The 18,590-nt window shown below is 68.3% G+C and carries 19 protein-coding genes; 10 read left to right on the top strand and 9 right to left on the bottom strand.

Annotated features, from left to right (window positions below; translation table 11 throughout):
- Nucleotides 1–193: 193 nt before the first annotated feature.
- Both GJV80_RS14250 and GJV80_RS14245 read left to right on the top strand, forming a co-directional pair.
- A complete protein-coding gene (locus tag GJV80_RS14250) occupies nt 194–2,203 on the top strand; it encodes an aldo/keto reductase (RefSeq protein ID WP_154688468.1) in 2,010 nt (669 codons plus the stop codon).
- Nucleotides 2,204–2,289: 86 nt separating this feature from the next.
- Entirely contained in the window at nt 2,290–3,249 is a 960-nt protein-coding gene (locus GJV80_RS14245) for a LacI family DNA-binding transcriptional regulator (RefSeq protein ID WP_195908929.1), read from the top strand.
- A gap of 306 nt (nt 3,250–3,555) precedes the next feature.
- Here GJV80_RS14245 and GJV80_RS14240 read toward each other — a convergent pair whose 3' ends face one another.
- Nucleotides 3,556–4,320 (bottom strand): IclR family transcriptional regulator, encoded by a 765-nt coding sequence (locus GJV80_RS14240; protein ID WP_154688466.1) that lies wholly within the window; start codon nt 4,318–4,320, stop codon nt 3,556–3,558.
- 152 nt (nt 4,321–4,472) lie between these two features.
- Nucleotides 4,473–5,174 carry a response regulator transcription factor gene (locus GJV80_RS14235; protein WP_154688465.1) on the bottom strand — a complete coding sequence of 234 codons (702 nt, stop codon included), beginning with the start codon at nt 5,172–5,174 and terminating at the stop codon, nt 4,473–4,475.
- 147 nt (nt 5,175–5,321) lie between these two features.
- On the opposite strand from GJV80_RS14235, the gene GJV80_RS14230 reads away from it, so the two are divergent.
- The 3 genes from GJV80_RS14230 (at nt 5,322) to GJV80_RS14220 (ending at nt 7,188) form a co-directional block, all read left to right on the top strand.
- The gene (locus GJV80_RS14230; protein ID WP_154688464.1) at nt 5,322–5,576 is read left to right on the top strand and encodes a MoaD/ThiS family protein; all 255 of its coding nucleotides are present in this window, start codon (nt 5,322–5,324) and stop codon (nt 5,574–5,576) included.
- A gap of 443 nt (nt 5,577–6,019) precedes the next feature.
- The gene (locus GJV80_RS14225) at nt 6,020–6,886 is read left to right on the top strand and encodes a sulfurtransferase (RefSeq protein ID WP_154688463.1); all 867 of its coding nucleotides are present in this window, start codon (nt 6,020–6,022) and stop codon (nt 6,884–6,886) included.
- Nucleotides 6,887–6,888: 2 nt separating this feature from the next.
- Nucleotides 6,889–7,188, top strand: a complete 300-nt coding sequence (locus GJV80_RS14220) for a DUF1416 domain-containing protein (protein ID WP_154688462.1) — start codon at nt 6,889–6,891, stop codon at nt 7,186–7,188.
- A gap of 91 nt (nt 7,189–7,279) precedes the next feature.
- Here the strand turns inward: GJV80_RS14220 and GJV80_RS14215 are convergent, their stop codons facing one another.
- The 3 genes from GJV80_RS14215 to GJV80_RS14205 all read right to left on the bottom strand — a co-directional run bounded on the left by GJV80_RS14215 (nt 7,280) and on the right by GJV80_RS14205 (nt 10,508).
- Entirely contained in the window at nt 7,280–8,764 is a 1,485-nt protein-coding gene (locus GJV80_RS14215; protein WP_154688461.1) for an NAD(P)/FAD-dependent oxidoreductase, read from the bottom strand.
- Between the two features lie 232 nt (nt 8,765–8,996).
- Nucleotides 8,997–9,422 (bottom strand): D-aminoacyl-tRNA deacylase, encoded by a 426-nt coding sequence (dtd, locus tag GJV80_RS14210; protein WP_154688460.1) that lies wholly within the window; start codon nt 9,420–9,422, stop codon nt 8,997–8,999.
- 48 nt (nt 9,423–9,470) lie between these two features.
- The gene (locus tag GJV80_RS14205) at nt 9,471–10,508 is read right to left on the bottom strand and encodes a ketopantoate reductase family protein (RefSeq protein WP_154688459.1); all 1,038 of its coding nucleotides are present in this window, start codon (nt 10,506–10,508) and stop codon (nt 9,471–9,473) included.
- 107 nt (nt 10,509–10,615) lie between these two features.
- Here GJV80_RS14205 and GJV80_RS14200 point away from each other — a divergent pair, with 107 nt between their 5' ends.
- From GJV80_RS14200 to GJV80_RS14185, 4 genes are all read left to right on the top strand, one after another.
- Nucleotides 10,616–11,146, top strand: coding sequence for an N-acetyltransferase (locus GJV80_RS14200; protein WP_154688458.1), 531 nt, complete (start codon nt 10,616–10,618; stop codon nt 11,144–11,146).
- Nucleotides 11,147–11,173: 27 nt separating this feature from the next.
- Entirely contained in the window at nt 11,174–11,671 is a 498-nt protein-coding gene (locus GJV80_RS14195) for an FABP family protein (protein ID WP_154688457.1), read from the top strand.
- Nucleotides 11,672–11,736: 65 nt separating this feature from the next.
- Nucleotides 11,737–12,711 carry a folate-binding protein YgfZ gene (locus GJV80_RS14190; RefSeq protein ID WP_154688456.1) on the top strand — a complete coding sequence of 325 codons (975 nt, stop codon included), beginning with the start codon at nt 11,737–11,739 and terminating at the stop codon, nt 12,709–12,711.
- 62 nt (nt 12,712–12,773) lie between these two features.
- On the top strand, nt 12,774–13,619 hold the full coding sequence (locus tag GJV80_RS14185; protein WP_154688455.1) for an LLM class flavin-dependent oxidoreductase: 846 nt from the start codon (nt 12,774–12,776) through the stop codon (nt 13,617–13,619).
- 206 nt (nt 13,620–13,825) lie between these two features.
- Here the strand turns inward: GJV80_RS14185 and GJV80_RS14180 are convergent, their stop codons facing one another.
- The 3 genes from GJV80_RS14180 to GJV80_RS14170 form a co-directional block, all read right to left on the bottom strand.
- A complete protein-coding gene (locus GJV80_RS14180) occupies nt 13,826–14,428 on the bottom strand; it encodes an SGNH/GDSL hydrolase family protein (protein ID WP_154688454.1) in 603 nt (200 codons plus the stop codon).
- Between the two features lie 61 nt (nt 14,429–14,489).
- Complete coding sequence (locus GJV80_RS14175; RefSeq protein ID WP_154688453.1) at nt 14,490–15,077, bottom strand: histidine phosphatase family protein; 588 nt, start codon at nt 15,075–15,077, stop codon at nt 14,490–14,492.
- 102 nt (nt 15,078–15,179) lie between these two features.
- On the bottom strand, nt 15,180–16,295 hold the full coding sequence (locus GJV80_RS14170) for an ROK family transcriptional regulator (protein ID WP_154688452.1): 1,116 nt from the start codon (nt 16,293–16,295) through the stop codon (nt 15,180–15,182).
- Between the two features lie 93 nt (nt 16,296–16,388).
- Here GJV80_RS14170 and GJV80_RS14165 point away from each other — a divergent pair, with 93 nt between their 5' ends.
- Complete coding sequence (locus GJV80_RS14165; protein WP_154688451.1) at nt 16,389–17,684, top strand: DUF1479 domain-containing protein; 1,296 nt, start codon at nt 16,389–16,391, stop codon at nt 17,682–17,684.
- On the opposite strand, the gene GJV80_RS14160 is transcribed toward GJV80_RS14165, so the two are convergent.
- Nucleotides 17,677–18,558, bottom strand: a complete 882-nt coding sequence (locus GJV80_RS14160) for an aminoglycoside phosphotransferase family protein (RefSeq protein WP_230207695.1) — start codon at nt 18,556–18,558, stop codon at nt 17,677–17,679. The two genes, GJV80_RS14165 and GJV80_RS14160, sit on opposite strands and share 8 nt — an antisense overlap.
- Nucleotides 18,559–18,590: the final 32 nt, after the last annotated feature.

Here is an 18,590-nt window from a genome sequence, read left to right as displayed (position 1 = left end):
CGTTCACGGACCCCCACCGGTGAGAGCGTGTCATTCCCCCGATCCGATGTCAATAGTCACCACCGACGAACTGCCGCCACCGATTGACCGGCTCGGAGATGATCAACTAGCGTGAGGGCCGTCGTCGCGTACGACGTTCTCCTGTTCACCACGCTCAGCCGGCCGCCGTGCCGCCGATAGGGATGATTCAACGATGACCCGCCAGCTGCGTTGGGCCGTGCTCGGCCCCGGCAATATCGCCCGTCGCTTCGCCACCCAGCTCCCGCACAGCGAATCAGGCACCCTGGTCGGCGCCGGGAGCACCGACCTGCAACGGGCCCGCGCCTTCGCCGACGAGTTCGGCCTCGGTGCCGATGCCGTGCTCGGAAGCTACGACGAAGTGCTCGCTTCCCCCGACGTCGACGCGGTCTACGTCTCCACGGTGCACACCACCCACGCCGTGCTCACCATCAAGGCGCTGCGGGCCGGCAAGCACGTGCTCTGCGAGAAGCCACTGGCACCCAACAACGGCCAGGTGATGACCATGGTCGATGTCGCTCGGGACACCGGCAACGGACTGCTCGAGGCGTACATGTACCGGTTCCATCCGCAGACCCGGGAGGTCCTGAAACTGGTCGCCGACGGCGTGATCGGTGAACTGATCCACATCGACGCGAGCTTCGCCTTCCGGACCGGGCGCACCGAGGGCCGGTTGTTCGACCCGAACACCGCCGGCGGCGGCATCCTCGACGTCGGCGGCTACCCGGTCAGCTACGCGCGGGCGATCGTCGGCGCCGCTGCCGGAAAGCCGTTCGTCGATCCCACGTCGATCAGCGGCAGCGGGACCATCGGTGAGACCGGTGTCGACGAATGGGCGGTGGCCCAGTTGTCCTTCCCGGGTGGGATCACCGCCTCGGCTCGGACCGGTGTCCGCATCCAGGACACCAACGCTGTAACGATCTTCGGCACCAGGGGCAAGATCGAGATCGCCGATCCCTGGACGCTGTCGGCCGACCCGCAGGTGACCATCAGCGTCGTCGGATCCGAGCCCGAGACTCGCAGCTATGCCGGCCACTTCCCGTACGCCCTCGAGGCCGACGGCCTGGCCCGCGCGCTCGACGAGGATCCGGCCGCCGGTCCGATCGAGATGAGCCTTGCCGACACGCTCGGCAACGCCAAGGTGCTCGACCAGTGGCGGTCTGCCATCGGTCTGGTCTATCCCTTCGAGGCCGACGACGCCGACATTCCGACCGTCTCCGGTGAACCACTCGCCGTCGCGACGCCGGGACCCGGTTCGAACACCCCGCCGATGAAGTACGGCACCATCGACGGACTGGGCAAGCAAATGTCGCGGTTGGTCTTCGGTTGCGACAACCAGCCGGACCTGGCCCACGCCTCGGCCGTCTTCGACCACTTCTTCAGCCTGGGCGGCAACGCGTTCGACACCGGCTACATCTACGGCGGAGGCAGGCATGAGAAGCTGCTCGGCCAGTGGATGGCCAACCGCGGCGTTCGCGACCAGGTGGTCGTCATCGTCAAGGGTGCGCACACGCCCCACTGCGATCCCGAATCGCTGACCTCCCAGCTGCTGGAGTCGCTCGATCGCCAGCAGTCCGACTACGCCGACATCTACATGATGCATCGGGACAACACCGACATCCCGGTCGGTGAGTTCGTCGACGTCCTCGACGAGCACTACCGGCAGGGTCGGATCAAGGTGTTCGGCGGATCCAACTGGAGTCGGGAGCGGTTCGAGGAGGCCAACGCCTATGCCGAGGCCAACGGCCGCCAGGGCTTCACCGTGCTCAGCAACCACTTCGGTCTCGCGGAGGCGTACGACGTACCCTGGGCGGGCTGCCGGCACGTCACCGACGCCGCCTCCAAGCAGTGGTTGACCGAGGCCCAGATCCCGTTGCTGCCGTGGTCGTCCCAGGCCCGCGGGTTCTTCGCCCGACCGGCCCGACCCGACGACCGCAGCGACCCCGAGCTGGTCCGTTGCTTCTACAGCGACGACAACTTCGAGCGCCTGCGGCGTGCGGAGAAGCTGGGCGCCGACTTCGGCGTGCCGGCCACCGCGATCGCACTCGCGTTCGTGCTGGGCCAGCCGTTCCCGACGTTCCCGTTGTTCGGCCCGCGGTCGATCACCGAGACTCGGTCTTCTTTGCAGGGCCTCGGCGTCGACCTGACCCCGGAGCAGCTGGCCTGGTTGGATCTGCGCCAGTAGCAGACGTCCCGGAATCAGCAAGGGATCAGGAAGTAGGTAGCTTGACGAGGCTGGGAATCGGGGGGCGTCGGGTCACCATCCACGACGTGGCTGAGCTGGCGCGAGTGTCCAGGCAGACCGTGACCCGGGCCATGAACGACATGGACGGGATCAGCGCGGAGACCCGACAGCGGGTTCTCGAAGCCGCCCGCACGCTCGGCTATCACCCGTCGAGGTTCGGCCGCGGGCTGGTCCGTCATGATCATCACACCCTCGGACTGGTGATCAGCAACCTGCTGAATCCGTACTATCCGGAGTTCGCGTCGGCGGTGGTGGCCAGGGCGGCAGAACGTGACTGGAACGTCGTCCTGCTGGACTGCAACGGCGCCGAACACGAACGGACCATGATCACGCGGATGGCCGATCAGGTGGACGCCCTGATCGGCTACATCCATCTCGGCCGGGAGGAACTGGATCGCCGGATGCCGGGCGTCCCGGTGGTTTGGGTGGATGCCGCCGGCAAGCGTGATCATCCCAACGGGGTGGTCTTCGATCTCCGACCGGGACTGCAGGCAGCTGTCGATCAACTTCTTGCCCATGGCGTCCAACACCCGGTGATGCTGGACACCAGGAGCCATGACGGACCGAGTGACCGAGCCCGGGAGTTCGTACGGATCATGGCCGACCACGCTGTCCGGGCACGTCACGTGCACGCCGGCGGTGATCAGCTCCAGGACGGCATCGAGGCCACCGGCAAGATCATCCAGGATCTGCCGAAGACCGACGCGATCATGTGCTTCAACGACATCATGGCCTTCGGAGCGTTGAAGGCGTTGCGGCTGCAGGGCCGCGACGTGCCGGGCGATGTCCGGGTGATCGGCATCGACGGGCTGGCTGCCGGAACCTACGTCACCCCGCAGCTCACCAGCCTTGCGCTGGACATGACCGACGTCGCCGCGGCAGCGGTCGACATTGCGCTCGGTCGGCTGGACGGCAGCATCCCGGACAGTTCCCGCCGCGCCCGACGGAAGGTACGCCATCGGCTGGTGATCCGGGAGTCCGGCTGATCGACCCGGCCGCGCCGACTTGCCGGGAGATCTCGGGTGTCCGGGTAGGTGGCGAGTATCACTTCGGCAGCCGTGTCCCCGATCGTTCGGTTCTGGGGGGAGAGGTGTGCCCGAACGATCGGGGTGGGCGGCATCGCTGTGTGGAGCCGCGCGCCGCTCCCTGATCTGGGGGATCGGGGGCGACGCCTACCGATATCGACTGTACTTGGCCGGTCCGTCGATTGCACGGGCGACATTTTCAGATGGTGAACCGCCTGACCGGCCCTCGGTCAGCGGAGATCTGGGTTGGATCGACGGGTCCGAGCTTCACAACCCGGATTCCTGGGCGGCCAGCCGGAGCGACAGCCGCCCCGCGGCGCTCCGCAACCGCCGGGCGATGTCGTCGGGATCATCGATCCGTTCGTCCCCCGAGGTGAGCGAAACGGCCAGCGCCGCGCGCAGCGTCGGTGTCAGCACCGGCACCGCAAGACAGCTGGTGCCCAGCGCGTACTCCTGTCGGTCGACCGCAACACCGCTGCAGTGCTCCAGCTGCTCCAGCAGTGCCCTGGAGTCGCTGATGGTGTTCGGGGTGAGCTCGGCGGGCGGATGCCGGGAGAGATAGTCGAGTTGGCCGGGCTGGTCCAGGACGGCCAGGATCTGCTTGCCGAGAGCGGTTGCGTGTGCGCTGTCCTGGATGCCCACCCACAGCGGCGCACGGGGATGGCTCGGCGCGTCGACGATGTCGACGATCGCGACCTCCCCGTCGACGAAGCGCGCCAGATAGGCCGCGGCGCCGAACTCGGCTGAGACCTCGGTCAGGATCTGCCGTACCTGGGCCAGGAAGATCCCGTCGGAGCCGCTGTCGGCGAGCGCGGGGAAGCGGCGTCCGAGGATGACACCGTCCTGGTCGGCCTGCAGGTAGCCCTCGTGGATCAGGGTGCGGACCAGGTTGTACGTAGTACCGATATTCAGCCCCGAGCGGCCGGCCAGTGCCTTCACGGTCAGCGGCCTGGACGATGCGCCGACGATGTCGAGCAGCCGGAGCGCGCGCTGGACCGACCCGATCAATGTTGTCGTCGTCCATTCAGACACTGGAGAACCCCCGATCGGACCCGCTGACTGTGATCCGCGTCACCTGCTCTCTGACAGGAAAGTACCCCCACGATGCACATTTCGCGATCGGATACAGGTCATCGGTTCGAAAGCGCAATCAACCGCCGGCAGCCGGGGGTCGGCAGCCAGGGTCAGGAGGTGGCCTCGACCCGGTTCGGCGTTGCATCCTCGGTGGGGATGACGTAGCGGTATCCGACGTTGCGCACCGTCCCGATCACCGACTCGTACTCCGGCCCGAGCTTGGCCCGCAGCCGACGGACGTGGACGTCGACGGTCCGCGTCCCGCCGTAATAGTCGTAGCCCCAGACGTCGCTGAGCAACTGCTGCCGGCTGAAGACCCGGCCGGGATGTTGGGCAAGATACTTCAGCAGTTCGAACTCGGTGTAGGTCAGGTCGAGCTGCTGGCCGTTCAGTTTGGCGGAGTAACCGGCCTCGTCGATGACGATGCTGCCGCTGTGGATCAGGGCATCGGCGTCGCCCTGCTCGGTCGGGGTCAGCGCTAGCCGGATCCTTGCATCGACCTCGGCGGGTCCCGCGGCGGGCAGCAACAGATCGTCGAACCCCCAGTCGCTGGCCAACGCCGCTAGACCGCCTTCGCCGACGATGACGATCAGCGGTGCCTCCTTGCCGGTCGTCTCCATGAGCCGGCAGAGTGCGCGGGCGCCGATCAGATCGCGACGGGCGTCGAGCAGGATCAGATCCGCCCGCGGTGCGTCCAACAGCGCGGTGGGTTCGGCGGGGACGACGCGGACCCGGTGCGGCAGGAGTTCCAGGGCGGGCAGGACTTCGGTGGAGGCCTGCCTGTCGTTTGTCAGGAGCAGCAGGGTGACCATGTGTCCTTCCCCGTTTGGTGCCTGCGGTCGGCTGACGATGCATGGATTCGTCAGCCGACACATCCTCGTGAACGCGAGTCCGTCGTAAACGACCTGAGGCCCGGAGGTCACCCCGAGCCTCGACGCATCGTGGGAGACAATACCGCTATGACTCAGGTCCGCTTGCACTACTGGGCCGGTGCTCGAGCTGCCGCCGGGGTGGAGGAGGACCTCTTCACCGCCTCGACGATCGCCGACGCCCTGGCGCAGGCGGGAGGCTCCCGTACCGACCAGCGCTTCGCCAAGATCCTCTCCGGATGCTCGCTGCTGCTCGACGGTCGCGCTCTGCACCCGGCCGATTTGGACCAACCGCTGGCCGAGGACGTCGCGGTCGAAGTGCTGCCGCCCTTCGCCGGCGGCTGATCGATCCGGGCCATCGCCCGACTCAATCCCCGGACGTCGTCCCATCGGCGAAAACCCGATAAGACCGTCCCAAAATGTGGGCAAACGTCTCGGAATCTGGCCCAGCCTGTTGGTGGTGGGAGACAGTGCCCGTACTGTGACGGTGTGATCTCAACGACTCCGTGGGCCCTGATGCTCACTCGGCGCCTGGCGACCGATCTCGGCCGCATGCGCTCGTCGTTGTGTCGTTCTTGCTGAGAGTCCTGCCCGCCGTTCCGGCTGCCGTCCCGGCCGTCGATCCTGGTCGCAGCGCAGGAATCGCCCCCGAACCGAACCAGGCCGCCGCACCACGACGTGGCATCGCCTTCGGGGGGACATCCGAATATCGAACATTCACGCCACATCGTGAATAGATCCGCCGAACTGATCTGTGAACAGATCGTGGACAACCAACAGGAGCACACATGAGCAGGGGTCAAGCCCTCGTCACAGCCGACTGGGTCAGTGAACATCTCGACGATCCCAAGGTCGTCCTGGTCGAGGTGGACGAGGACACCACCGCCTACGACGGCGGCCACATCAAGGGCGCCATCAAGCTGGACTGGAAGCAGGATCTGCAGGATCCGGTCCGCCGGGACTTCGTCAACAAGGAGCAGTTCGCGGCCTTGTTGTCCGACCGCGGGATCAGCAACGACGACACCGTCGTGCTCTACGGCGGCAACAACAACTGGTTCGCCGCGTACGCCTATTGGTACTTCAAGCTGTATGGCCACCAGGACGTGAAGCTGCTCGACGGCGGCCGCAAGAAGTGGGAGCTGGATGCCCGCGAGCTGTCCACTGACGAGGTGAAGCGCGAGCCCACCAGCTACGTGGCCAGGGAGCAGGACAGGTCGATCCGCGCCTTCCGGGACGACACCGTCGCCGCCATCGGTGCGCAGAACCTGGTCGATGTGCGCAGCCCTGACGAGTTCGCCGGACGGCTGCTCGCTCCGGCCCATCTGCCGCAGGAGCAGGCGCAGCGGGCCGGCCACATCCCGACCGCGGTCAACGTCCCGTGGAGCAAGGCGGCCAACGACGACGGCACCTTCAAGTCCGACGAGGAACTCAAACAGATCTACGGCGTGGCGGGTCTGGACTGGAAGAAGGACACCATCGCCTACTGCCGGATCGGTGAGCGTAGCTCGCACACCTGGTTCGTGCTGCATGAGTTGCTCGAACAGCCGAACGTGAAGAACTACGACGGCTCGTGGACCGAGTACGGCTCGCTGGTCGGCGTGCCGGTCGCACTCGGCGACGAGCCCGGCGAGGCCGAGCCGAAGCAGGGGGTCTGAACATGTGCGGAGCAACCAAGGGTGGACTTGACCTGGCCGGCGTGGACGTCGCTTCCGAGGCCGTGATCCAGGGCCGCGTACTGCGTGGCGGCAACCCGGTCGCCGGAGCGTACGTGCGGCTGCTGGATGGGGGCGGTGAATTCACCGCCGAGGTGCAGACCTCGGCCACCGGACACTTCCGGTTCTTCGCGGCCGACGGCCGGTGGACGCTGCGGACCCTCGCACCCGGCGTGACCACCGATCGTGTGGTGGTCGCCGGCACCGGCAACGTCAGTGAGGTCGACATCGAACTCGAGGCCTGAGCGCCGCGATCCGAGCTGTCACGCGTCGGGCCCGTCCCCCCTTCGATCCGGGGTACGGGCCCGGCGCGTTTCTTGTTCGATCCTTTCCGGTTCAGCGTTTGCGGACGGCCGCGGTCAGCCTCCCGGGCGTGAACGCGGCGCCGCGCTCGGCCCGATCGGCGACGGCGAGATCCCAGACCGGGGCGGACCAGGTCGGGTGGGCATGCGGGACGTCGGCAAGCTCGGCGATCCGTCCGCGGTGTTGCATCACCGTGGCCAGCTCGGTGATCACCTCACCGGCCCGGGGTGAGACGACGCTGGCGCCGAGCAGCCTGCCGTGGTCATCGGAAACGATCTTGGTCAGCCCGACCGGCTCGTTCTCCGCGATCGCCCTGTCGACCCGGCCCTCGGCGAGCCGGCTGGAGATCAGGCCGCTGACCTGCACCTGGGCGCTGAACTCGGTGTGCCCGATCCGGCCGACCTCCGGGTCGGTGAAGATCACCTGGGGACCAAGATCATGACGGGCGGTGCGCGACGACCCGAGCAGCGCGTTGCTGGCTGCGACATCACCGTCCAGTTCCGCCAGGCTGGCCAACGGCCGGTCGCCACAGGCGTCACCGGCGGCGTACACCTTGCGGTTGCTGGTCCGGAGCCGGTCATCGGTCGCGATGTAGCCCTGGGTGTTGAGGAAGACGCCGGCCTTGGCAAGATCAAGTCCGACCGTCACCGGACGCCGACCCGCGGTGATCATCACCCGGCCGGCCTCGACCATCCGCGGGGTGTCGGCTGTCGCATCGGTGACCAGCAGCCGGGTGTGGCCGGTGAAGCTCTTACCGCGCAGCACGGTGGTGCCGACCATGATCTCCAGCCCCTCGGCCCGAAGACGGTCGGTGATCAACTCGCTGACCTCGGGTTCCTCCTTGGGCAGCAGCCGTTCCGATTGCTCGATGATCGTCACCTGGCTGCCCAACCGTGCCAGCGCCTGGCCGAGTTCGCATCCGGTCGGCCCACCGCCGATCAACGTCAGGTGAGTGGGCAGGAACCGCAGGTCCCAGAACGTGTTGGTGGTCAGCGGCGCACAGTTGGCGAGCCCGGGGATGGACGGCATCGACGGCGCCGTACCGGTTGCGATGACCGCCTTGAAGAACCTGTACGGCATCCCGTCGACGGCGATCGTGTCCGGGCCGGTGAAGGACGCCGTACCGGTGATCACGTCCACGCCGGAATCCTCGAGCACATCCGAGGCGGCGGAGTGCGCGGCCCCGGTGATGCGTTGCTCGATACTCCGCATCAGCCCGCCGAAGTCGATCTCCGGTTCCACCGGCGTGATCCCGAAACGGTCGGCGGTGCGCATCAGGTGAGCAGCGCGGGCGGCGGCCACCAGCGCCTTGCTCGGGACCGTACCGGTCCAGATGCTGTTACCACCGGGGCGGCTGCGTTCGACCATCAGAACCCGGGCACCGGTGCGCCGGCCCGCTGCTGCCGCGGCGATGCCGGCGGACCCGGCCCCGATCACGATCAGGTCGTACTGTTGCTCGTCGATCCCGTCGGATCCGGTCCGGTTCTCGTTGCCGGTCCGGGTGCGAATGTCTGTCATCTTTCGCCCCTTCGCCCTCTGCGGCCTCTCCTCCCATGGTGGTCCTCCGCGGGCCGTGGGGAAAGGACATACTCAGTAACGGTTCAACTCGGCGGGTCCGAACCGGCACGCCGGGCCGGAAGCCGTGGCCGTCCTGAGACGAAAGCGCCCATGATCCGGACATGATCCGGACACGATCCGGGCGATGCCCCGAGGCATCCGAAGCCGGCAGACAGTTGGACGACGAACCGGGCTAGGAGTCGAGGATGATGGTCACCGGGCCGTCGTTGGTCAGCGACACCTGCATCTGGGCGCCGAAGACGCCGGTCCCCACCTCAGCACCGAGGTCGGTCAGGGCGGCGGCGAACGCGTCGACCAGAGGTTCGCTGACCGGCCGGGGCGCCGCGGCGCTCCAGGACGGCCGCCGGCCCTTCCGGGTGTCGGCGTACAGGGTGAACTGGCTGACCACCAACAGCGGGGCATTCAGATCGGCTGCCGATTGCTCGTCGGCCATGATCCGCAGTCGCCAGATCTTGTCGGCCAGCCGCCGCGCTTCGTCGGCCGTGTCGGTGTGGGTCACCCCGACCAGGACCAGCAGCCCCGGCCGATCGATCTCGGCGATCACGTCCCCGTCGACCGCGACCGACGCCCCGCTGACCCGTTGGATGACACATCGCACCTTGGCAGTCTCCCAAAGTGGTACGGCGACCAGCGAGTTGCCCGGTCGCTACCGGGTCAGTTCGGCACGCAGCCGATCGGCGGTCAGCTCGCCGGGCCGCAGGCCGGTCCGGGCGGCGTGCCGGGCGAGTGCGGTGACCCGCGAGTTGATCGGCGCCGGATGACCGATCCGGCGTCCGATCAGCGCGATCTCCCCGTTGAGATAGTCGGTCTCGATGGTCCCGGAGCCGCGGATCAGCGACTGCCAGCTCGACCCGCCCAGCTGTTCGGGCACGCCTGGCACCGGCCGGACCTTGGCGGCATCCTGCCGGGCGGCCCGCTCCACCTCGTCGGGGGTGACATCGATTTCCGCCGCTGCGAGAATGTCCCGTGCCTCGGCCCGAGCTGCCTCGACCAGGTCGTCGGCGCCACTGGTGTCGCCCAGCAGCGCCTGGAAGGCGTTGCCGAGGTTGCCGAGCAGTTTGCGGTATTTCCAGGCCATCACGTTGTCGGACAGGACGACCTTGCATCCGGCCGCGGCCCAGTCGGCCTGCACCGTGGCCAGCAGCGCCGCGTCGGAGGCATCGTCGGTGCCGGCGCCGCTCTGGCCGGCGTGGTACGGGCCGATGTGGAAGACGCCGCGCAACGGTGCGCCGCGGACGATCACCTCGCCCGGCTCGATCATCACCGCAGGGAACCAGACACAGACCGCGAAGACCCGCTCGAAGTAACGCAGGGCGATGTCCTCGCTCGCCACCCCGTTCAGCGCGGTGAGGACCGGCAGTACGTCGGCCGCCCGGCCGACCTGGCGGTCGCCGTCGAAGACCGGCACGTCGGCCCACTGGTTGATCGCCGACTCGGCCTGGTGGGTCTTGGTGGCCAGCACCAGCACGTCGTCCACCCTGAGCCGTACGTTGTCGGGTCCGGTCGCGGCAGGGGCGTCCACCGTGAAGGTGCCGTCCGGGCAGCGCAGGGTCAGGCCGTTGTCGATCATCGCCCGACCATGATCACCGCGGGCGATCAGCAGGACCTCGCTGCCCGCGCGGGCCAGCAGCCCGCCGACAGCTCCGCCGATCGCGCCGGCGCCGACAACCACGTATCGCGTCACGCCGGAAACACTAATGTCTGCTTCGACATCGCGTCCGCCCGGGCTCCGGCCGGCCGGTCCTCGGATCCGATGGAGATACCGACAAAGATTTCGAAGGAGATGGCAGGGTGACCGACCAGACACCTGATGACGACGCAGCTGATCAGTCCGCCCGAGGCTGCAGCGTGGTGTCGCTGCAACTCCCGTTGACCGTGCGGGACGTCGGACCGGAGGATCTCGTTGATCTTGAATGGTCCGGTGGCCCGTCCCATCTGACCGCGTTGGCCGAGACGGTGCAGCGTGGCTACGCGGAAGAGACTGCGTTGATCATGATCAGCGCGCCGAACCAGGTCTCGATCGCTGTCGGCGGCGTCGACTTCACCCGGCGGCCGGGCAGTGGCGAGCTGTGGATGCTGTCGGTCCGCGGTGGCTGGCAGTCACTTGGCATCGGCAGCATCCTGATCGCTGCGCTCGAAGAGCGGATACGCGGCCGTGGACTGCTCCGGGCAACGCTGAGCGTCGAGCACGACAACCCGCGCGCCGAGGCCCTGTACCGGCGGCTCGGCTACCTGCGGACCGGCACCGAACTGGACGGCTGGCCGATCGGACCGGGCCGCTCCTACGCGACCGTTTGTTTCACCATGGCCAAGACGTTGTGACCTCGACGCCTGTGGGATTCTGTGCTGGTGGCTTTCGAGATTCCGTCCGATCTGAACCCCGACCTGGTCGCGCTGGCCTGGATGATCGGCAGCTGGGAGGGGAGCGGCAAGAGCAGCTATCCCGGCACCGAGGACGTCGACTTCGGCCAGCGGATCGACTTCAGTCACAACGGCGGCAGCTACCTGCACTTCCTCTCCCAGACCTATGAGGTCGACGACCAGGGGCAGCCGGTCCGGCCGTTGTCGATGGAGACCGGCTTCTGGAGGCCGCAGCGGGACGCCGGTCTCGAGATCGTGATGACCAATCCCGAGGGGTGGGTCGAGGTCTGGTACGGCAACATCCAGGGCGCCAAGATCGAAATTCGTACAGACGCCGTGGTGCGGACGGCGAGCGCGCCCGACTACACCGCGGGCCACCGGCTCTACGGCAACGTCGAGGGCGACCTGCTCTGGACCTTCGACCGCGCGGCCGACGGCCAGCCGTTGCAGAGCTACCAGTGGGGTCGCCTGCGCCGGGTGGGCTGAGCAGGAAGAAACGTGACTTCGCCGGTGCTGCACACTGGTAGCAACCGACGAACGGGAGTTTGCCCATGACGACGGCGGTGATCGCCGATACAGGTCCGGACCAGGGAGTCGCCTGGCACTACGGAGACCCGAGTCGCGAGCAACGCGAGATCGATGCGGGCCGCGGGATCGTCGACCTCTCCCATCACGGCGTGCTCACGGTGACCGGGCCCGATCGACTGAGTTGGCTGCACTCACTGACCACCCAGCAGCTGACCGACCTGGCGCCGGGCAGCGGGACGACGGCACTGATCCTGTCCGGCTCGCAGGGACACGTGGAACACGTGTTGTACGCGGTCGACGACGGCGAGACCTTCTGGGCCCACACCGAGCCCGGTGGCGTCGAGGCGCTGGTCGGATTCCTCGACCGGATGCGGTTCATGCTGCGCGTCGAGGTGGCCGATCGGACCGCGGACTTCGGCATCCTCTGGACCACCGACGACTCGCTGGTCGACCATCCGGCCAGGTCCTACGCCGATTCCCTCGGCGGCCGCGACCTGTTCGTTCCCCGCAGCGACATCGCCGCCGTGTTGGCGTCCGGTTCCCCGGCCGGTACCTGGGCCTACGAGGCCCGCCGGATCGCCGCCGGGGTGCCGCGGATCGGCGTCGACACCGATCACCGCACCATCCCCAACGAGATCGGTGTGCTCGGCGGAGCCGTACACCTGAACAAGGGCTGCTACCCCGGCCAGGAGACCGTCGGCCGGGTCCAGGCGCTCGGCCGGCCGCCGCGCAGACTGGTGCGCCTGCACCTCGACGGCTCGGCCGAGGCACTGCCCGAGGTCGGCGCTCCGATCCTGCTGGACGGCAGACCGGTCGGCCGGATGGGCAGTTCGGCCCGGCACTGGGAGGACGGCCCGATCGGGCTCGGACTGGTCAAGCGGAATGTGCCGGTCGACGCCGAGTTCACCGTCAGCGGCATCGCGGCCGCGCAGGAGGTGATCGTCGATCCCGAGATCGGCGACCACTTCCGCGCGCCGATCCGCTCGCAGCCGGCCTGATCTGCGGCTGCCGCGGGCGACTGTCGGCGGGTGCGTCTAGCGTCACCGGTGGAGGTGGCCTGATGCAGTATGGATTGGATCTGTCGGCCATCGGCCCGTGCGGCGAGCCGCGCACCATGGCTGCACTGGCCGCCCTGGCCGAGGACTCGGGTTGGGACGGGATCTTTCTTGAGGACTATGTCTTCTTCCACGATCCCACGGTTCCGGCGTACGACCCCTGGGTGACGCTGGCCGCGGTCGCCATGTCGACGAGCCGAATGACGCTCGGCACCTGTATTACGCCGGTATCCCGGCGCAGGGTCTGGAAACTGGCCGCGGAGACGATGACGGTGGACCGGCTGTCCGAGGGTCGACTGGTGCTGGGGGTCGGGCTCGGCGACGACGCCAGCAAGGACTTCCGCGGCGTCGGCGAGGTGGTCGCTCCGTCCGATCGTGCCGCTGCGCTGGACGAGGGTCTGCAGGTGCTTGCGGGGTTGTGGTCCGGCCAGCCGGTCACCTATCACGGCCGCTTCGTCACGGTCGATGACCTGACACTGCCGGCTACACCGGTCCAGCGACCGCGGATACCGATCTGGGTCGGCGGATGTGCGGCCTTCCCCGGACCCCGGCGACGGGCGCTGCGCTGGGACGGTTCGTGCCTGTACGGCACACCGCCGCCGGACTGGATCGACCTGACCGGCCGCGACGTCCGGGCGCTGAAGGATGAGGCGAGCCGACAGGGAAATGATCATTTCGTAGTCCGAGTCGGCGGTCGCCCCCGCCGCGACGATCTCGACGCCGAGATCGACTACGTCACCTCGCTGGCTGCGGCCGGCACCGATTGGCGGACCGAGTACGTACCGCCGACAACGTCGGTTGAGGACGCCCGAGCCCTGATCAGCGGCGGTCCGCTGCGCGCCCGTGCATGATCGCGTACAGCGGCCCGCCGCGGGTCGTCACGCCATTCTCTGGCCGGCGCCTCGGTTGCCGGGGGAGCGTACGGCTCTTCGTCGGATCAACGTCCGGGCTGAACTGCCGAACTGATCGATTGCCGGCTCGGCCGCAATGCTCCTGGCCCGCAAGGCGTACGCTCCTGGCCGGTGACCCGGGCCACCTTCCCCTCCGACATCACAGCTCACCCCGCCTGCTGGACCTCCAGCCAGAGTCGGGCGATCTCGGCGTGCCCACGCTCGGTCGGGTGGACCCCGTCTTCGGCCAGGGCGGCCGCGCCCACCTCGTCGGCGATCTTGTTCAGCTCGACGTCCAGCGGGATCACCGGCGCGTCGAACTCGGCGCCCAACTGGTGCACGGCGTCGATCCGGGGCTGCAGGTCGTCTCGCCACAGCGTTGCCTGCTCCTCGGTGACCGGGACGACGAACGGCTCCAACAGGATCGACCGGGCGCCGGCTGCGGTGATCCGCTTCAGCAGATCCCGATAGGTCGCCTCGTACGCCTCGGTGCTGGTCGGATCGTCGGAGTCGAAACGCCGCCAGGTGTCGTTGATGCCGACCATGATCGACACCAGGTCCGGTCGGTACGCCAGCACGTCGCTGTCCAGCCGCGCCTGCAGGTCCACGGCGCGATTGCCACCGATCCCGGCGTTGATGACTGTGGTGTCGGCGAGCCGTCCGGCCAACAGCCGGACATAGCCGTTGCCCAGTCCGTCAGGATCCTGTCGTCGCCCGGCGTCGGTGATGCTGTCGCCGAAGAACACCAGCGTTGTGCTCGAGGTCGTCATGATCACATCCTGCCCGGCGTCGCGCGTCGGTAATCGCCCGGGTCGGTCACTCGCCAACCGGTCACGTGGCTTCCGACGGCGCCGGTCCTTTCCCTGCAGGCTCGGAGCCCAGGTCGTACACCCAGCCGGGCTGCCAGACGAATTCCTCAGTGATCAGATCGGCGAGCGGCGTGCTGTCGCCAGCCGCGCGACGGACACCGAGGTAGGTGGCGATGTGGCCGATGATCATGATCGTGCCGCCGGCGTGGCGGGCAGCGGCATCCGACGTGGCGGCTGCGACCCGGTCTATGGCGGTCTGCCAGCTTTCCCCGTCCGGGTAGGGATGGTGGGCGTACCGCACCCGGTCACGATGGACCTCGGTGCTCGGAGCGCCGTTCAATCGTCCGTAGTCGCATTCGCGCAGCCGCCAGTCCAAAAGGACCGGCGGTTGGATCGCGGACTGCTCGAGCGCAACGGTTGCGGTCTGCACGGCGCGGGCCAGATCGGAACAGAAGATCACGTCCGGTTTCCGGTGATCGATCCTCCGGGCAAGGGTGAGAGCCTGCTGCCGCCCGACCTCGGACAGTTCGCCGGGCAGCCAGCCGGTGGCGACGCCTGCCTCGTTGTCCAGCGTCGTCGAGTGGGTCTCGTACCAGACGCGTGTTGCCACGGGCCGACCCTACGACAGCCTTCACGGGTGACCATGGGCTGCCCCGAGGTGATCAGTGACGGTGAGGTGATCGAGGTCGATGCGCCGCGCCGGCTGGTACAACTAACCGCTTGTTGACGCTCGGGTGACCCGGGTGCGCAGATCCTCGACGGCACGCCGGCGGGCACCGGCGAGCGCCGGCTCGCCGGTGACCAACGGCGGCCTGACCGGCACGGCCCGCGGCTGCTGCGCCAGGGCCCCGGTCACGGCAGCGGAGATCACCGGGTGCTGTCCCCAGCTGCCGCCGAGGACGACGAACTGCGGATCGTCCAGGGCGATCAGTGCGGCAACCACACCGGCGATCGCCTCGGCGAGGACGTCGATCACCCCCGGCGTCCGCTGATCGAGAGCGGCGAGCAGAGCCGGCACGTCGATGGCGGTCGAGCCCGGTTGGTGCAAGCCCACCGTGGCGAAGACGTCGATGAATCGGGTGGCCCGGCCCCGCGGACCGCAGGTCAGCACGTCGGCCACCTCGCCGGCGAGTCCGCGATGCCCGCGCCGTACCTCGCCGTCGGTGACCACCGCACAACCCAGGCCCTCGCCCAGGTAGAGGTAGGCGAAGTCGTCGGGCGCGGCGTCGGCGCTCGCCCGCTCCGTCGTCGCCGCCCAGTTGACGTCGTTGTCCACCAGCACCGGGCCGTCGACCAGTGGAGCAAGGACGTCGGCCGGCGACAGTTCGCCGACCAGGAACGGGGCGTAGGGCAGGTGGATCAGCCGGCCGGTTGCGCGGTCGACCGGGTCGGCGGCGGACACCACCGCGATCCCGGCCCGGTCGGACAGCACGGACATGGCGGCCGTCCGTAGGTGTTGGGCTACCTGGGCCGCGACTGCCGGACGGCCGACCTCCTCGACCTGCCGGGCGACGACATCGCCGTAGACGTCGACGGCCTCGGCGACGATGCCCTCCGGGGCGATGCCGACCACCAGCGCCGTGGCGAGGCCCGGGCTGAGGGCGTAATAGGTGCCGACCCGGCCACGACCGGTGGTGCGCTCGCCGGTGTCGTGGACCAGCCCGGATGCGGCCAGTCGGCGGATGCTCTCACCGATGGTCGGCTTGGAGATCCCGGTCCTGGCCGCGATCTCGGCGCGGGTCAGCCGGCGTTCAGTGATCAGTGCCCGGAGCACGTGCTCGTCGGTCAGCGATCGAAGCAGTTCCAGGGACGGCTTGGCCGGCGTCATGCCAGCATTCTAGTTAGGGCTGTTGCCTAAATCGTTCGACCGGGCCTATGCTGCCGTTCAAGTAAGCAGTCCTTCCTGAATGGAGCCAGCGCCATGGCCGTCCACGACATGCAGCAGGTCGAGTTGCCGTCGCTCCCGCACTGGGAGACCACTCCTGACGACCTGAAAGCAGCGATTCGCGAGATCAAACCTGCCCTCAGAGCACGCATCGCCGCATCCGGTCGCAGTGTCGAAGAGGTGTTCGCCGTTCTCGAGGCCCGGATCTTTGATGCGGTTACCGAGATCGAGGCGGCCCGGGCACGCGGCGAAGAGATCTGGCCGGCCATCGACTACGCCGACATCGAGGCGGGCACCGTCTCCGCCGGGCAGCTGGACAAGCTGCGCAGGCGCGGCTGCCTTGTGGTCCGCGGCCACTTCCCGCACGAGCAGGCGCGGGCCTGGGACGCGGCGGTCGTCGACTACGTCGAGCGCAACCGGTTCTTCGAGAACTACCGCGGACCGGGTGACGACTTCTTCGGTAGCGTCGGCTCCAAGCCCGAGATCTATCCGATCTACTGGTCCACCGCACAGATGGAGGCCCGGCAGAGCGAACGGATGGCCACGGTGCAGAGCCTCCTCAACTCCCTGTGGCAGTACGACTCCGAGGGCGTGCAGTGGTTCGACCCCGACCGCGACTCGCTGTATCCCGACCGGATCCGCCGCCGCCCGCCGGGAAGCAACTCCGGCGGGCTCGGCACGCACCTCGACCCCGGCACGCTCGACCTGTGGATGACCGAGGCTTACCAGAAGGCGTTCCGGCACCTGTTCGACGGCACCATCGAGTCCTACAACCCCTATGACGCCGCCTATCGCACCGCCGGCCCGACCTACCCGGGTTCGACGATGTGCTCGGCCTTCCGCACCTTCCAGGGCTGGACTGCTCTGTCCGACATGGACCACGACCAGGGCGTGCTGCACACCGTGCCGATCCCCGAGGCGATGGGCTACCTGATGCTCCGCCCGCTGCTCTCCGACGTGCCCGAGGATGACATGTGCGGGGTCACCACCAATCAGGTCTTCCCGGCCAGCGAGAAATGGCACTCCCTGCTGCTGCGCGCGATCAGCGGCATCCCCGACGTCCGGGCCGGCGACTCGGTGTGGTGGCACTGCGACATGATCCACAGCGTCGCCCCGGTGCATGATCAAAAGGGATGGGGCAACGTCATGTACATCCCCGCCGCACCGTGGTGCCCCCGGAACGAGGCCTACGCCGCCTCGGTCCGCGACGCGTTCGCCGACGGCTCCAGCCCGTCCGATTTTCCCGCCGAGCACTACGAGCGCGACTGGTCCGGCCGGTTCCTGCCCGAGCAGCTCAACCACATCGGCCGCCGCGGCCTCGGACTCAGCTGATCAGGTGAGCCAGGGTTGCGGTCCTGGCCATCTCGTCGGCGCCTTCGGACATCTCCGACCGGGCCGCGTGCCACAGCGCCGCTTCGACGCCCCGCGCCACTGACCAGGCGACCAGCCGGTCGACCGGCTCGCCAAGCGCGTCGGAGACCAGTCCGAATCGGGTACGGAGCACCGCGCGGACATCCGAGTGGCGGAACGGATCGTCGACCTGCAACACCAGCGGCGCCAGGTCGTAACCGGGGTCGCCGATCATCGGCTTGGGATCGATCACCAGCCACGGGCAGCGGGTCGCCGACAGGATGTTGCCCGGATTGAAATCGCCGTGCACGATGACCGTCCGGGTCGCCGATGTTGGCAGTGACCTGAGCAGGTCGACGCCCTGAGCGACGAGCCCGGGATCGTACGGCGGTCTGATCGTCTCCATCCGTCGTGCCGCCAGGTCCGCCCACTCAGCGGTGACATCGGCCACCCGCTCGTACGGTGCCGTCTCGGGTACGCCGGTCCGCCACAGGCCGGCCAGCAGCTCGGCGGCGACGATCAGCCGCCGGTCCGCGGCCAGTCCGTGATGATCACCGAGCCGAAGCCCCGGTTCGCACCGCTCCATCAATAGCGCGTAGTGGCGGCGGTCCTGCTGCAGGAGACGTACGGCGCCGCGACCGTCCCACCATTGCAGAGCGTCCGCCTCGAAGTCGGCCTCGCGGTGCGGCCAGGACAGCTTGAGGACCGCGGGTGTGCCGTCGGGGGTCGTTGCCGGTGCAGTGAACGAGGCGCTGCCGCCGGTGAACGGCGTGCCGAGCCGGAGGTTCCACCGCCGGGTGTAGTCGGGGACCAGTCGGGGCAGCTGCGATCTCCACTCGGCTTCGGTCGGCGGCACCCAACGAAACCTAGGTCGTGACCTCGCTTCGG

The organism is Microlunatus sp. Gsoil 973 (genome assembly GCF_009707365.1).
GTDB lineage: Bacteria > Actinomycetota > Actinomycetes > Propionibacteriales > Propionibacteriaceae > Microlunatus.
The sequence above is the reverse complement of the archived record's forward strand: the minus strand, read 5'-3'. Positions and strand labels throughout refer to the sequence as shown.

Bases quoted from the DNA above. Each gene is read 5' to 3' on its own strand.
- GJV80_RS14165 (WP_154688451.1), top strand. From the start codon at position 16,389: ATGGCCGTCCACGACATGCAGCAGGTCGAGTTGCCGTCGCTCCCGCAC.
- GJV80_RS14250 (WP_154688468.1), top strand. From the start codon at position 194: ATGACCCGCCAGCTGCGTTGGGCCGTGCTCGGCCCCGGCAATATCGCC.
- GJV80_RS14220 (WP_154688462.1), top strand. From the start codon at position 6,889: ATGTGCGGAGCAACCAAGGGTGGACTTGACCTGGCCGGCGTGGACGTC.
- GJV80_RS14190 (WP_154688456.1), top strand. From the start codon at position 11,737: ATGACGACGGCGGTGATCGCCGATACAGGTCCGGACCAGGGAGTCGCC.
- GJV80_RS14230 (WP_154688464.1), top strand. From the start codon at position 5,322: ATGACTCAGGTCCGCTTGCACTACTGGGCCGGTGCTCGAGCTGCCGCC.
- GJV80_RS14185 (WP_154688455.1), top strand. From the start codon at position 12,774: ATGCAGTATGGATTGGATCTGTCGGCCATCGGCCCGTGCGGCGAGCCG.
- GJV80_RS14235 (WP_154688465.1), bottom strand. From the start codon at position 5,174: ATGGTCACCCTGCTGCTCCTGACAAACGACAGGCAGGCCTCCACCGAA.
- GJV80_RS14225 (WP_154688463.1), top strand. From the start codon at position 6,020: ATGAGCAGGGGTCAAGCCCTCGTCACAGCCGACTGGGTCAGTGAACAT.
- GJV80_RS14180 (WP_154688454.1), bottom strand. From the start codon at position 14,428: ATGACGACCTCGAGCACAACGCTGGTGTTCTTCGGCGACAGCATCACC.
- GJV80_RS14215 (WP_154688461.1), bottom strand. From the start codon at position 8,764: ATGACAGACATTCGCACCCGGACCGGCAACGAGAACCGGACCGGATCC.
- GJV80_RS14170 (WP_154688452.1), bottom strand. From the start codon at position 16,295: ATGACGCCGGCCAAGCCGTCCCTGGAACTGCTTCGATCGCTGACCGAC.